Genomic DNA, 13,720 nt, shown 5'->3' with positions numbered 1-13,720 from the left:
TCATCATGAAGCTCTACTACAGCCCCGGCGCCTGCTCGCTGTCGCCCCACATCGTGCTGCGCGAGGCCGGCCTCGCCTTCGAACCGGTGCTGGCCAGCACCAAGACGCACCAGCTCGCCGACGGCACCGATTACTACACGATCAGCCCGAAGGGCTATGTGCCGCTGCTGGAACTCGACACCGGCGAGCGGCTGACCGAGGGCCCGGTGATCCTGCAGTTCATCGCCGACCAGGTGCCGACGAAGAACCTGGTGCCGGCCAACGGCACGATGCTGCGCTACCGGGTGCAGGAGTGGCTGAACTTCATCACCAGCGAGTTGCACAAGGGCTTCGGCGTGCTGTTCAATCCGGCGATGCCGGAAGAGGCGAAGGCGGTGATGCGCACCAAGCTGCAGGGCCGCTTCGCCTGGCTCGACGGCCAGCTGAGCGGCAAGGCCTACCTGATGGGCGAGCACTTCAGCATCGCCGACGCCTACCTCTTCACCGTGAGCCGCTGGGCACCGCGCGTGGGTGTCGAGCTCGGTGGGCTGGCGAACGTGTCGGCGTATGTGGAGCGAGTCGGCGCGCGCCCTGCCGTGCAAGACGCGCTGAAGGCGGAAGGCTTGACGTGATTCATCTCCGAAGCGTTTTCGCGTGCTGGTGCGCCGTGGTGGCGGTGGCGGCCCATGCCGCCCCCGCACCCGGCCGATACGACGGGCAGCTGTGCGTCGCGCTGTCGGACGCCGCGCCCACCTGCGGCCCGGCGCAGGTCGACTGGCGCAGCCGCCAGCAGGTGCGCGTGCAGCTCAGCGACATCGTCTACCGGCTGAAGCTGCACAGCAGCCAGCTCGACGTGGTGCTGACGCAGGGCAGCATGCAGCTCGACGAGTTCAGCGCCGACTACGCCTGGCAAGGCGACACGCTGCAGTTCGCCGACCGCGACAAGGGCGCCCGCTACGAGTTGCAGCTGGGCGCCCGCAAGAAGGCGGCCGCCAACAAATAGCGACCGGGCCTCAGGTCGTCTTGCGGGCCGGTGTCTTCAGCAGCGCGTCGCAGGTGGCGCGCTGGCTGTCGCCGTCGGGCAGCTGCCGGCACGCGGCGTCGAGTTGCGCCTGCAGCCGCTTGACCGCCGCGCGCTGGCCGGGCGTGCGCTGCCAGGCCAGCAGCTTGTCGCTGGCGCGCTGCAGCGAGCGGCCGCTGCGCTCGTAGAAGGCACCCGGCTGTCCGGCGGCTTCGGTGAAGAGCTGCTGCGCGGCGCGCTCGATGCGCGCATCGTCCTGCGGCGACAGGTCGACCAGCGCCGCCAGGTAGCGCGCGCCCCATTGCAGCCGGGTTGCCGGGCCTTCGCTCTTCTCGAACGATTCTTCGTACCAGTGCAGCGCGCCGGCCTTGTCGCCCCGCTTCTTCGCGTTGGAAGCCAGCCCGAGCATCAGGTAGTACGGCGAATGGCTCTTCGCGAGGTTGGCTTTCAGCAGCGCGTCCGACTCGTCCAGCAGGCCGGCCATCTCCAGCATGTCGGCTGCGCTGGTGATCACCGCCTGGCGCTCGTAGCCGTCGGTGATCTCGCGGTCGGCGCGCGCCGACTGCTCGCGCACCTCGGCCAGCAGCGCCTCTGGCAGCGCCGGCGGGGCGTCCTTCGCAAGATCGATGCGGGCCAGGTCGACGCGTGCGATCAGAGCGGTCAGCCGGTCGGCGCGCGACAGCGTCGCATCGGCCTGCAAGCCCTTCAGCGCGCCGTCGAAGGCGGCCAGCAGCTGCGGGCGCGCCGGCGTCTTCGGGGCCGACAGCACCCGCACCAGGTCGGCGGCGCTGACGGTCAGCACGTCCATCTGCGCGCGGGCGGCGGCCGGATCTGCCAGCAGCGCGAGCACACGCTCGCGGTCGGCCGGCGTCGCCTTCACCTGCGCCGCGTCGCCGGCGGTCAGCGCCTTCAGCAGCAGCCGCTGCGAGGTCTCCGGCTGGTCGGCCGGGCAGCCCTGCGCGAGCTGGCGCAGCACGGCGACCGACTGCGCCTTCGGCAGCACCTGCTGCTCGTCGGTCTCCCACGAGTAGAACGCGAGCAGCTTCCAGTCGTTGGCCGACAGGCCCGCGCTGCCGGTGCGCGCATCGGCGAGCACCGCCTTCACCGGCCGCTGCGCGCTGATGCCGAGCGTCAGCACCTGCGTGTACTGCGCGGCGTCGACCTCGCCGGGCAGGCGCGTCACCTCGGCGCCCGCCGGGTTGAACAGCACCATCGTCGGGTAGCCGCGCACCGCGAACCGGCTGCCGAGTTTCTGTGCACCCGGGCTGTCGCCGTCGATGTAGACCGGCACGAAGGCGCGCGAGCGCTCGATGAAATCCTGCCGGTTGAAGAGCGTGGCCTTGACCTGGTTGCACGGCGGGCACCACTTGGCGCCCCAGTAGACGAAGACCGGCTTGTTCGCGGATTTCGCGTCGGCGAAGGCGGCATCGACATCGGCGTCGCTTGCGGCCTGGCGCCACGCAATCCCGGGCGCGTCGTGCGGCGCGCTGGCGGCGCCGACGATGGGGACGGCGGTGGCAGCGGCCAGAGGCGGGGCTTCCTGCCGGGAGCAGGCGGCCAGCACGGCCAGCAAGCTCAGGATCGCGAAGGGCGGGTAGGTTCTCATGGGCATGTCTCCCGGGCGCAAGACGTCCAGTGTGGCGCATCCGCGATGGATCGATCCTCGAAATCCGACAGACCTTATTCGCCTGGCAACGAAGGCTGCGCCCCCAGGTGCGCCTGCGCGTCCTCGTCGCGCCAGCCTTCGAGCGGCGTCGCGCGCGCGAGCGCCATCCACAGGTGGAAGGGCATGCGCATCGGCCGCCGCGGCGCGGCGCGTTCGACCTCGAGCCCATCGCCGCGCGCCACCAGCACGCCGCATTCGGGCGGGATCTCGTCGGCGCGCGCGATGCCTTCGGCCAGCACGTACCAGCACTCGCTGCTCAGCTGCAGGTAGGCCGCGCGCTTGGCGGCGCGGCGCAGGTCGGACAGCAGGTCGCTGCGCTGCACCTTGATCTCATGGACGATCGGTTCGAGGTAGGCCTCGACGGTGGTGTGGCGGATCGAGAACACGTCGGGCATCGCCATCACCCAGCCCTCGTCGACCTTCGCGCGCACCGACAGCCCGCGCCACGCGAGGCGGCCGGCGCGCGTCATCTCGCGCGCGACGCGCTCCACCAGCTGCTCGTGCGCATCGCGGCGCGCGCGGTTGCGCTGCAGCGTCTCGGCCAGCACCGCGATGCCGGCCTCGGTGACGCGCAGCGTCTCGTGGCCCGAGGCCTGGAGCACCCGTTCGAGCAGGCCGAGGAACAGCAACTCGACCTCGACCAGGTCCTGGCACGGCCAGCCGGCCGAGCGCCACACCTCGCGCAGGCGGCGGCGGTGCACGGCGGTCAGCAGGTGGTTGGCTGGGCTCACGGTGGCGTTCATTGAATCGGCAGTGTCGACCCCTCGCGCAAGGCATGCAACAGCAGCCGGCCCTTGGCCAGCGTCTCGTCGAGCTCCTCGCGCGGGTCGGAATCGGCGACGATCGCGCCGCCGACCTGCACCATCACCCGCTGGTCGTGCACGACCGCGGTGCGGATCACCACCGACAGGTCCATGCCGCCGGCCGCGTCGAAGTAGCCGATGGTGCCGGCGTACGGCCCGCGGCGCACCGGCTCCAGTGCCTCGATGATCTCCATCGCGCGCACCTTGGGCGCACCGGTCATCGAGCCCGGCGGCCAGCAGGCGCGAAGCAGCTCGGCGATGCCGGTGCCGTCGCGCAGCCGCGCCCGCACCGTCGACACCATCTGGAACACGCTCGGGTGCGCCTCGATCTCGAACAGGCCGTCCACCCGCACGCTGCCGACCTGCGCGACGCGGCCCAGGTCGTTGCGCATCAGGTCGACGATCATCAGGTTCTCGGCCCGGTCCTTCACGCTCGCGGCCAGCGCCGCGCGCTGCTGCGCGTCGGCCTGCGCATCGGCGCCGCGGCTGCGCGTGCCCTTGATCGGCCGCGCGCTGACGTCGCGGCCGTCCAGCCGCAGGAAGCGCTCCGGCGACACGCTCGCGATCGCGCCGCGCGGCAGCGGCAGGTAGGCGGCGAACGGCGCCGGGTTCAGCGTGGTGAGCGTGCGGTACAGCGCGAACGGGTCGCCTTCGAAGTCGCCCTCGAGGCGGTGCGACAGGTTGGCCTGGAAGATGTCGCCCTGCGCGATCAGCCCGAGCACCTCGCGCGCCTGCTGCAGGTAGCGCGCGGGCGGGGTGCGCGAGCGCATCTCGCCGGCGCGGAACTGCGTCGCGCGCGGGGCCGGGCCTGCCGCGGTGGCGAGCAGGGCCTGCCAGGCGTCGTCGCGTGGGTCGGCGATCAGGTCGGGCCAATGGCTGCGGCAGGCGTACCAGCGCTGTGTCGCGTGCTCGTGGGCCAGCACCTGGTCACACAACAGCAATCGCAGCATCGGCAGCTCGGGGTCGATCGCGGCCCGCACCGGCAGCCGCTCGACGTGGCGTGCGAGGTCGTAGCCGAGCCAGCCCAGCCACCCACCGGCGAAGTCAAGGCCGGCGGGCCGTGCGTCGCCGGCCGGCAGCACGGTGCGGGCCAGCACGTCGCGCAGCGCGTCGAACGGGTCGCTCCAGTGGTCGAGCAGGTGGCCGTGCGCGTCGCGCAACGTGGTGGCGTGGGCATCGGTCTCGAGCACGGCAGCCGGCGGCCCGGCCAGGTAGGACCAGCCGGACAGGCCGCGCATCGGCTTGCTGCTCTCCAGCAGCGCGGCCGGGCCGGCAGAAAGCAGGCGGGCGCACAGGTCTTGTGGCCGGCCGGAGAGCGTCAGGGGTAGGATCGTCGACTTCGAATCGGCCACGCAGTCACGCACAGGACACAGGGCGCATGAGTGTAGAGCGGCAACTTTTCTCCGGGGCGGCACGGCACGAAGCGCTGCGTCGCCTGCTGCTCGCGCAGGACGGCTCTACCACGCGCACCTGCTCGGCGATGTGCGGCCTGCCGGTGCAGGTGATGCTGCACCACCAGCACCGCACGACCGATGTGCCGCGCACCGTGGCCGAGCAGCTCGGCGGCACGTCGTGGCTGGAGCGGGTGACGAGCCTGGTGGCCGGCGGCCAGGTGTTGATGGACAACCTGTCGTACACCCGCCTCGACGCGGTGCCGGACTGGTTCCTGCGCGGCCTCGACGAAGGCGCCGCGCCGATCGGCCACCTGCTGGCCCGCCTGTTCGTGCAGCGCCAGCCGATCGAGAGCGAACCGGCGCTCGAGGCCGGGCTGTGGAAGGTGGTCGGCCTGCCGGATGCGCGGGCCAGCCGGGCCTACCGCATCGTCACGCCGGAGGGGCCGCTGATGCTGATCTTCGAGGTGTTCCGCGGCGGGCTGGTGCCGCAGGCCGAGCCGGTCCTCGGCTGACCGCTGACCCGCTCAGAGGCTGACTGTCTCAGAGGCTGACGAACGGCCGCTCGCGCATCCACTTCGTCGCGACCCACTTCTCGCCGGCCAGCACCGGGCGGCTCGCGTGCAGCGAGCGCTCGTCGAGCCCGTCGTACTCGAAGTACACCGCCTGCCCGCGCTGCGGCGTGACCTGCCAGCCGCGCTGCGGAAAGTCGGTCTCGCCGCCGGCCGCCACCTCGTTCAGGTAACACACCAGCGTGCTGATGCGCTGGCCGCTGCGCGCGATCGACGCGCGGTTGGCCTCGTTCGACGGCTGCAGGAAATCGAAGTGCGGCGCACTGCCGGCTCCCGCCGGGTAGTGCAGCAACTGCAGGCCTTCGCCGTGCGACACCGGCAGCCCCATCAGCTCGGCCAGCCGCCGGTCCAGCCGCGCGATCAGCGGCGTCTCGGCCGGCCGGAAGAACATGCCCAGGCTGCCGCGCAGGCCGCTCGCCACGTCGCGGCCCGTCATCGGGTCGACCAGCGTCGACGGCGTGAGCCGCGGGCGGGCCAGCGCGATCAGCTCGTCGCATTCGGTGGCGTCCAGCACGTCCTGCAGCACCGCGAGCACCGGCGCGTCGGCGCGCATCGCGACGCGGATGCGGCGGTCGTTCGTCTCGACCACCGGCCCCTCGGCCAGGCGCGTACCGAGCGCGACCGTGTCGACCGGCAAGGGCAGGCCGCGCTCGCGCGCCCGCACGAAGGCGCCGACGATGGCCTGCGCCGCCGCCGGGGCCACCTGCCGCTCGCGCATCGCGTCGACCAGCGCGGCCGGCGGCTGCCCCTGCGCCAGGTGCTGCGCGACCCACTCGCCGAGCGCCGGCGCAAAGCGCAGCTGGGCCGTCATGTGCCCAGCAGGTCCACCGCGACCCAGCCCTGCTCGGTGCGCACGAAGTTCTCTTCGAGCTGCGCCGTGCCGGCCCCGCGCACCACGCCGGCGACGACCGGGAACACCTTCTGGATCTCGCCGTCGCGCGTCCACGGCGCCGCCTCGACCTGGTAGGTGTAGGTCACGCGCGCATGCGTGTCCGGGCCGCGCTCGCCCCGGTCGAGCTTCCAGCCGACGACGCGGTCGAGCGACAGGTGCGCCGCGCAGAAGTCGCGCGTCTTCGCATCGCGCTGCACCAGGTAGCGCTTGCCGGCGTCGGTGAGGTCGAAGCGGCGCACCTTCATCGCGTGCTTCGTGCCTTCGTCGTCGACCACCACGTCGGCGACGCTGGAGCTGGCCAGCCCGAGCCGTTCCAGCACCGGCATCTGCCGCGCATTGCGGCCGCCGACGTCGATCTCGTGCTGGGTCACGTCGATCGGCCAGGCGGACTTGCCCAGGCACAGGTCGCCGCGCTTCGCGAGGTAGTTGTTCATCGCCGCGGTGAAGGTGGCCTGGTCGGGCGCCGGGTGGCAGCCGGCGATGGCGAGCACGGCGCCCATCAGCGCGAGCAGCCGGAAGGACAGGGGGTTCAAAGACAGCGAGTTCATTGCGTGCAGGGACTGGTGGAAGGGGCCGATGCGGGCGGCTGGTAGCCGTCGGTCAGCGTGTTCAGGAAGCAGACCAGGTCGGCCATGTTCTGCTCGCTCATCGGCGGTGCGCTGTGGGCCTTGCGGCCGTCCAGCGGCATCTGCGTGTCGATGTTGGCGACGAACTGCGGCGGCAGGTCGTCGTACTTCTTCACCTTGCCGCCGACGTACTGCGTCTTCACGAGGCCGTAGCTCGGGAAGCCGGCATCCGGCGTGGCCTTCGGCTTGCCGCCGACGGTGGGGTACCAGATCTCCGGCAGCGTGTCGCGCGTGTTGTAGAAGCGGATCACCTGCTCCAGCGAATGCATTACGCCGTTGTGGAAGAAGCTCTTGCGCGTGGCCACGTTGCGCAGCGTCGGGGCCTTCACCATGCCGCAGAAGGTGTTGCCGGCGGCGGGCGGGTGGTCGCTGCGCAGCGGGCCGCACAGGCCGGTGTCGACGTAGGCCGGGTCGGCATTGGCCGGGATGGCCGGGTTGCGCGGCACGCCGATCGCCTCGTACGAGAAGTCGGTGAACAACGCCGAGCTGCCGTTCAGGCCCGCGCCCTGGTAGTGGCACGAGGCGCAGTTGCCCACCTGCGGGTCGGCGAACACCTTGAAGCCGCGCACCTCGGCAGGCGTCAGCGTGCCGCCGATCTTGTTGCCGGCGTACAGGTCGTACTTGCTGGAGTACGGGTGGAAGCTGCGGTCTTCGAGCTGGTAGGCCTGCAGCGCGAGGCCGGCCTTCGCGAACGCGGTGTCGGTGTCGGCGAACACGTCGGCACCGAAGGCCTGGCGGAACAGCTCCGCGTAGGCGCCGGCTTTGAGCTCGGCGACCACCGCGGCGACATCGGCATTGGCCATCTCGTTGGCGGCCAGCAGCGGGATGCGGGCCTGCTCGGCGAGGGTCGCTGCGCGGCCGTCCCACGCGAAGCCGCCACCCGGGCCGGGCACGCTGATGCCGTCGGGGTTGTCGAGCAGGTCGGCGTAGGGCGGCGTCACGTCCTTGTAGCGCAGCGAGGGCACGGCGCGCGTGCCGGCGGCCTTCAGGTCGGCGCCGCCGGGCTGCACCGCCAGGTCGTTGGCCGGCGCGTGGGCGTTCTTCGGGTCGTGGCAGCTGGCACAGGCGAGCTGGCCGGAACCGGACAGGCGGGCGTCGACGAACATCTTCTCGCCGACCTGGGCGGCGAGGCTGAGCGTGCTGGACGATCCTGTGGTGCTCGCGGCCGAGGCGGCGGCAACGGCGGGCGCAGCACTCGGCGCGCCGTCTCCGCAGGCCGCCAGCGCGAAGGCCGCGATCAACGCCGCGGCCCGGTGGAACGATTTGATTTGCATGATGAAGGTGCCGCCGGCCACGGGTGTCCCGCGGCCGGCGGCGGTACGGCTTACTTCAGGGACCAGACGTTGGTCTGCACGGCGTCCGGCCCGATCTGCGCCGCGGTCGTCACGTCGGCCGACTGCTTGGCCGTGTAGCCGGCCGGTGCGACGAAGGCGTGGTTGATCGGACGCACCGCGTCGAAGTGGGTGTCGGCGCTGCCGGTGAACTCCGGCAGGTTCAGGATGTTGGCCGCGATGAAGCGCTCGGTGTACTTCGAGCGGTTCATGTACGTCGCATCGACCGCCGGGTCGGCCAGCTGGAACATGTCCTGGAAGGTCCGCACCAGCGAGAAGTGGCTGTACGCGTCGTTGTCGCTGACGCCCTTCGGTGCCGAAGCCTGGTTGCTCAGGATGCCGAAGATGCTCTGGCCGTGCCCGTGGTTGCCGCGTGCGTAGTTGTTGATCGACGCATCTGGCGAGAAGCTGCCGTCGGCGTTCTGCTTCAGCGGCTTGGCGACGCTGCCGTTGGGCACGCTCCAGCCGCAGCAGGAGTTGAAGCCGCTGGTCGCATTGCCTTCGTCGAACATCAGCACGATGGCCACCCGCTTGTTCGGGTTCTTCCAGATCGGCGAATCCTGGATGCGCTTGACCAGCGCGTCGACGTAGTTGTCGCCGCGCGCGATGATCGCGCCGCCGGTGGCGTTCGGCACGTTGTTGGCCACGCTGCTGCAGTCGCTCGCGGTGACACCGGTGGCGCCGCCTGCCACGCTGCCCTTGACCGTGATGCCATGCATGTCGTCGCACTGGTCGGGCACCAGGAAGTTCAGCGTGCCGATGTGGCCGCTCGCGAGGTCGGTGCCGAGCTGGTCGACGTCGTAGTTCGCCGGCACGCCGTAGGCGGTGCTGTTCTTCATCACCGCATCCCACTGGCCGCCGCCCATCGTGCGGTTGCTGTACTTCCATTCGGCCGCGCTGCGCACGTTCTGGTAGGCCATGCCCGGGTGGTGCTTGGTCTTGTACAGGCCGGCCGGCAGCGGCAGCGCCAGGCCGGTGGTGCCGATCTGCGCGGTGTTGTTGGCGAGCGTGCCGGGCGCGTAGACGTGGTCGGCCGCGATCACCGCGGCATCGGCCACGCTGTCGGTGCGGTAGTCCTGGCCCGGGTTGATCGACTCGTTGTAGGTGCGCCAGGTCAGGCCGGCCGCGCTCAGCGCGTTGAACAGGTTCGGCGCGGTGATGTTGTGGTTGACGCCGACGGCCTGCGTGCAGGTCGCGGCGAACGGCGAGCTGGCCAGGCCGGTCTGGGTCTTGTCCGGCAGCGGCAGGTCCTTGACGGCGTTGTCGCCGGTGGCATCGCAGTTCCACTGGCTGTCGTCGGTGATGCCGAAGTCGTCGGCGCCGCCGAGCGCGGTGTAGTTCGGCTCGCTGGGGTTGCCGGTCGCGTAGTACGAGGTCAGCTGGTTGCCGGCCTTCAGCAGCGCGTTGATCTTCGGGGCGAACGGCGAGCCGGCGATCGACGAGGTGGCCTTGTTCTCGAGCATCACGACGAACACGTTGTCGTAGCGCGGAACGCCTTCGAGGTTGAACGCGGCCTGCTCGGCCTGCGCGAACGTGATCTTGGCGCGCGTGTCGTCGCCGGCCGGGGCGGTCGCCTGCGTCACGTTGGCGGCACCGTTCAGGCGCGGGTCGCCGCCCGGCACGGCCAGTGCGTCGGGGTAGAGGTCGCCGCGGTCGAGCTTGGTGATCGCGAAAGTGAAGCGGTTGTCCAGCACCTTGGCTTCGGCCAGCATCGCGGCCTGTTCGGCACCGGCCACGCCGTTGACGTCGGCCAGCAGGTTGGCGGCGCTGACGCCGATGCGGCTGGCGAGGTTCTGCTTCTCGGCGGCGTAGGTGCCGCCGTTGGCTTCCATCGTGCGCAGCACTTCGGACGACAGCGGGCTGATCACGATGCTGCCGCCGGCTTGCTCGACGACCTGGTCGAGCGAGGCACGCAGCACGTCGCGGCTCGCGACCTTGGCGCCGCTGGCGGTGTTGGTGGCGTCGGTGCCGATGTCGGCGATCAGTGCCGCCTTGGTGGCCATCGTGATCGTGAACTTGCCGTGCGCGTCGGTGACGGCCGGGTTCTCGCCGGCGTCGCAGACGCCGTTGGCATTGGCGTCGACGCAGACCTTGGCGCCTTGGTAGTACGAGGCGGTGACGGTCGGGTCGGTCGCGCTGCCGGCGACGAACTGGGTCGCGGTGACGACGCCGCTGACGGTCGGGGTGGGGGCAGGTGCCGGTGCGGGCGACGAGCTGTCGCTGCCGCCGCAGGCCGCGAGCACGGCGGCGGCGAGCAGGGTGAGGGAGGCGGTGCGGGACGTCGAGAAAGCTGGTGCGGTGATGATGCTTCGCATGGCTGGGTCCGGAAGGGTGGGTGAGCGCGGCGGACTCTAGGCAGCGCACATGACGGATCGGTGTCAGGAACCGCTTCCATCGCCACGCCGGCACGCGGCAACCCGCATGGCGGCTCGCTGTGCGACGGTTCGTAAAGTACTGTGGGCGCGTGTGTCGCCGGATGTCGGCGTCGCGGCGTCGGGCACGTTCGGGAGCGGGGTTTGCGGTGGATTTGCTGTACAGCAAATAAGCGGAAAACCCATAACTTATGAAAATCGCACCGAATTGCTGATCAGCAAACAAGGCATCTACAACTCAGTTAGCGCCCCCAGCAACAGTTGAATCTGCGCTTCCAGTTCGCGGATCAACTCCGGTGGCACCGCCGCGTTCTGGCGTAGCAAGGCCTCGACCTGGGCGGCCGCAGAGGCCAGCGGCACGGCACCCAAGGTCGCTGCCGTCGACTTCAAGTCATGCGCCAGCCGCAGCGCCTGTGCCCCATCGCCGGCCGCCTGGGCCGCGGCGAACCGGCCGTTCCACGCGGCGAGCGCATCGCGAGCCGCCTGCAGCACGCGCAGGTAGAGCGCGACCTGGCCTTCCATCCGCGCCAGCGCCGTCGCGAGGTCGAAGCCGGGCAGCGCGGCCAGCGCCGGCAACGGCGGCGGCGCGTCGGCGAAGGCCGCGATCTCGGGGCGGTGCGACGCGGCCGGCTGCTCCGTCGCACCGGTCAGCCGGGCGATCACGCGCCGCAGCTGCGCGCGCGAGAACGGCTTGGTCAGGTGCGCCTGGCAGCCGGCCTGCAGGCTGCGCCGCTCGTCGTCGGGCAGCGCGTTCGCGGTCAGCGCCACCACCGGCACCGGGGCGCTGCCGCGCCGCCGCTCCAGCGCGCGCAGCGCGGCGGTCGCCTGGTAGCCGTCCATGCCGGGCATCTGCACGTCCATCAGCACCAGGTCGTAGGCTTGCGCCGCGAAGCGCTCGACGGCCGCCGCGCCGTCGTGCACCACGTCCAGCCGGTGGCCTTCGCCTTCGAGGTAGGCCTGCACCAGCAGCACGTTCTGCGGGTTGTCGTCGGCCAGCAGGATGCGCAGCGAGCTCAGCATCGCGCCGTCGGGCCCGGGCGTGCTGACCGCCCACACCGCCACCGGCGCCTCGATGCTGGCCGGCAGCGCCACCTCGACGAAGAAGCACGACCCCTCGCCTTCGCGGCTCTCGACGCCGATGCGCCCGCCCATCAGCGCGACCAGCCGGCTGCTGATCGTCAGGCCCAGGCCGGTGCCGCCGTAGGCCCGCGCGACGCCGCTGTCGGCCTGCGCGAAGGCCTCGAAGATCGTGCGCTGCCGGTCGGCCGGGATGCCGATGCCGGTGTCGCGCACCTCGAAACGCAGGTGCCCCGGCGTGTCGGGCAGCCGGTGCACCGCGAGCGTCACGCTGCCGCGCTGCGTGAACTTGACCGCATTGCCCAGCAGGTTGCGCAGCACCTGCGCGAGGCGCGGCGCATCGCCGTCGACCACCGCCGGCAGCTCGGGGTCGAACTGCGTCAGCAGCCGCAGCCCCTTCTGCGACGCACGCGCCTCGAACAGCACCGTCTGGCTCGCGACCAGCTCGACCAGCGAGAACGGCTGGCGGTGCAGCTCCAGCAGGCCGGCTTCGATCTTCGACAGGTCGAGCAGGTCGTTCAGGATCTCCATCAGGCTCGCGCCGGCCGACTGGAACAGCGCGACGTGGCGGCCCTGGCGCTCGTCGAGCCGGGTCTGCGCGAGCAGCTCGGCCGAGCCGAGCAGCGCATTCATCGGCGTGCGGATCTCGTGGCTCATGTGCGCGAGGAACTCGCTCTTCATGCGGCTCGCGGCCTCGGCGCCGGCGCGCTCGCGCTCCAGTTGCAGCCGCTCGGCGCGCAGCACGCGGCGGCCGTTCCACTGCGACAGCGCGGCCAGGCTGGCGGGCACGACCAGCACCTGCAGCACGTTCGACAGCTGCGCGCGCCACAGCACGCCGGCCGCATCGAGCAGCAGCAGCGCGAGCAGCGTGGCGGCGCACCAGGCCAGGTCGGCGTGCGAGCGCAGCCTGCCGCGCCGCAGCGCGATGGCACCGGGCAGCAACGCGAGCAGCCACCACAGTGCATCGAGCGCGAGACGCGGCGGCGCGAACAAGGCCCCGGTCGCCAGCGCCGATTGCATCTGCGCGAGCGCCGCCGGCGCCCAGCGCGGGCCGAGCGGCGTCTGCACCCGGTCGTTCAGCACCGCGCTCGCGCCGATCACGATGCTGCGGCCCTGCACCTGGACGCGCAGGTCGTCATCGCGCAGCACGCCGCGCGCGGCCTGCACCACCGACAGGTAGGGCCGCAGCGCGACGGCGTCGCCGCGCGCCGGCCAGCGCGGCCGCACGCGGCTGGCCGCGTCGACCGGCCAGCGGCGATCGCCCGCCCGCGCCTGCCCCGCGGCGCACGCGAGGCCGCCCGGCGCAACGCCGTCGGCCGCCAGCAGCGAGGCCAGCGCCAGCGCCGGCACGCCCTGCACGGTGGACGCATGCCACAGCGACAGCGCGCGCAACTGGCCGTCGTCATCGGTCGGCGTCGACACCATGCCGAGCACCGGCGAGGCCGCCATCAGCGCAGCCGACGGCATCAGCAGCCCCGGCCAGGCCTGCGCACCGCAACCGCCCGGGCCGGGCTGCGGCGGCAGCCACTCGCCGTCGCCGGGCGGCGACGGCGCCACGCTGACCGCCAGCACGATGCGGCCCGGGTGGCGCGCGAGCGTGGCGGCGAGCGCCGCATCGCCGTCGCGCGGGTCGGCCAGCACCAGGTCGATCGCGACGCTGCGCGCGCCGATGTCCAGCAGGTACTCGGTGACCAGCGCGAGCAGCGCGCGATCGGGCGGCCAGCCGCCGAACTGCGGACGCAGCGCCGCGACCGAGGCCTCGTCGATGTCGACCACCAGCACGCCGGGCGCACCGTCGCGCGCTGCGAGCACGCGCGCCTGCAGGTCGTGCCAGGCGGTCTGCGCCGGCGCCAGCGTGCCGCTGGCGGCGATCAGCCCGGCGAGCAGCACGCTCGCCACGAGCGCGAGGAGCACCGCGCGGCGGCCGGTCGGCGCGGGCCATTTCATGGCGTGGCCCTCATGGCGTGGCCCTCATGGCGTGGCCCTCATG

The 13,720-nt window shown here is 71.8% G+C and carries 11 protein-coding genes; 3 read left to right on the top strand and 8 right to left on the bottom strand.

All coding sequences use genetic code 11. The features are described from left to right. Positions 1-5 precede the first annotated feature (5 nt). Both gstA and BUE42_RS23665 read left to right on the top strand, forming a co-directional pair. Positions 6-611, top strand: a complete 606-nt coding sequence (gene gstA, locus BUE42_RS23670; RefSeq protein WP_073467748.1) for a glutathione transferase GstA — start codon at positions 6-8, stop codon at positions 609-611. After that, a complete protein-coding gene (locus BUE42_RS23665) occupies positions 608-982 on the top strand; it encodes a hypothetical protein (protein WP_143171713.1) in 375 nt (124 codons plus the stop codon). The genes gstA and BUE42_RS23665 overlap by 4 nt, the downstream gene beginning before the upstream one ends. Positions 983-992: 10 nt before the next feature. Here BUE42_RS23665 and BUE42_RS23660 read toward each other — a convergent pair whose 3' ends face one another. From BUE42_RS23660 to pabB, 3 genes are all read right to left on the bottom strand, one after another. Beyond that, positions 993-2,606: a thioredoxin family protein gene (locus BUE42_RS23660; RefSeq protein ID WP_083614475.1), complete on the bottom strand. Its 1,614-nt coding sequence runs from the start codon at positions 2,604-2,606 to the stop codon at positions 993-995. Between the two features lie 74 nt (positions 2,607-2,680). Then, the gene (locus BUE42_RS23655; RefSeq protein ID WP_073467746.1) at positions 2,681-3,409 is read right to left on the bottom strand and encodes a hypothetical protein; all 729 of its coding nucleotides are present in this window, start codon (positions 3,407-3,409) and stop codon (positions 2,681-2,683) included. Then, positions 3,406-4,821: an aminodeoxychorismate synthase component I gene (pabB, locus tag BUE42_RS23650; protein WP_159445484.1), complete on the bottom strand. Its 1,416-nt coding sequence runs from the start codon at positions 4,819-4,821 to the stop codon at positions 3,406-3,408. Before pabB ends, BUE42_RS23655 begins: the two co-directional genes overlap by 4 nt. Positions 4,822-4,847: 26 nt before the next feature. Between pabB and BUE42_RS23645 the strand changes: the two genes are divergently transcribed. After that, complete coding sequence (locus tag BUE42_RS23645) at positions 4,848-5,375, top strand: chorismate--pyruvate lyase family protein (RefSeq protein ID WP_143171711.1); 528 nt, start codon at positions 4,848-4,850, stop codon at positions 5,373-5,375. Between the two features lie 28 nt (positions 5,376-5,403). Here the strand turns inward: BUE42_RS23645 and BUE42_RS23640 are convergent, their stop codons facing one another. The 5 genes from BUE42_RS23640 to BUE42_RS23620 all read right to left on the bottom strand — a co-directional run bounded on the left by BUE42_RS23640 (position 5,404) and on the right by BUE42_RS23620 (position 13,677). After that, positions 5,404-6,243, bottom strand: a complete 840-nt coding sequence (locus BUE42_RS23640; RefSeq protein ID WP_073467744.1) for a 2OG-Fe(II) oxygenase — start codon at positions 6,241-6,243, stop codon at positions 5,404-5,406. Next, a complete protein-coding gene (locus tag BUE42_RS23635) occupies positions 6,240-6,872 on the bottom strand; it encodes a hypothetical protein (RefSeq protein ID WP_073467743.1) in 633 nt (210 codons plus the stop codon). The genes BUE42_RS23640 and BUE42_RS23635 overlap by 4 nt, the downstream gene beginning before the upstream one ends. Continuing rightward, a complete protein-coding gene (locus BUE42_RS23630) occupies positions 6,869-8,224 on the bottom strand; it encodes a cytochrome-c peroxidase (RefSeq protein ID WP_073467782.1) in 1,356 nt (451 codons plus the stop codon). The genes BUE42_RS23635 and BUE42_RS23630 overlap by 4 nt, the downstream gene beginning before the upstream one ends. Positions 8,225-8,274: 50 nt before the next feature. Further along, a complete protein-coding gene (locus BUE42_RS23625; RefSeq protein WP_073467742.1) occupies positions 8,275-10,596 on the bottom strand; it encodes an alkaline phosphatase family protein in 2,322 nt (773 codons plus the stop codon). Positions 10,597-10,884: 288 nt separating this feature from the next. After that, on the bottom strand, positions 10,885-13,677 hold the full coding sequence (locus BUE42_RS23620; protein WP_073467741.1) for an ATP-binding protein: 2,793 nt from the start codon (positions 13,675-13,677) through the stop codon (positions 10,885-10,887). Positions 13,678-13,720: the final 43 nt, after the last annotated feature.

It is taken from the genome of Rhizobacter sp. OV335 (assembly GCF_900142965.1).
In the GTDB taxonomy this organism is placed as follows: domain Bacteria; phylum Pseudomonadota; class Gammaproteobacteria; order Burkholderiales; family Burkholderiaceae_C; genus Rhizobacter.
The sequence above is the reverse complement of the archived record's forward strand: the minus strand, read 5'-3'. Positions and strand labels throughout refer to the sequence as shown.

Coding starts and splice junctions, on each gene's coding strand:
- gstA (WP_073467748.1), top strand. CDS start 6: ATGAAGCTCTACTACAGCCCCGGCGCCTGCTCGCTGTCGCCCCACATC.
- BUE42_RS23660 (WP_083614475.1), bottom strand. CDS start 2,606: ATGAGAACCTACCCGCCCTTCGCGATCCTGAGCTTGCTGGCCGTGCTG.
- BUE42_RS23655 (WP_073467746.1), bottom strand. CDS start 3,409: ATGAACGCCACCGTGAGCCCAGCCAACCACCTGCTGACCGCCGTGCAC.
- BUE42_RS23645 (WP_143171711.1), top strand. CDS start 4,848: ATGAGTGTAGAGCGGCAACTTTTCTCCGGGGCGGCACGGCACGAAGCG.
- BUE42_RS23640 (WP_073467744.1), bottom strand. CDS start 6,243: ATGACGGCCCAGCTGCGCTTTGCGCCGGCGCTCGGCGAGTGGGTCGCG.
- BUE42_RS23635 (WP_073467743.1), bottom strand. CDS start 6,872: ATGAACTCGCTGTCTTTGAACCCCCTGTCCTTCCGGCTGCTCGCGCTG.
- BUE42_RS23630 (WP_073467782.1), bottom strand. CDS start 8,224: ATGCAAATCAAATCGTTCCACCGGGCCGCGGCGTTGATCGCGGCCTTC.
- BUE42_RS23625 (WP_073467742.1), bottom strand. CDS start 10,596: ATGCGAAGCATCATCACCGCACCAGCTTTCTCGACGTCCCGCACCGCC.
- BUE42_RS23620 (WP_073467741.1), bottom strand. CDS start 13,677: ATGAAATGGCCCGCGCCGACCGGCCGCCGCGCGGTGCTCCTCGCGCTC.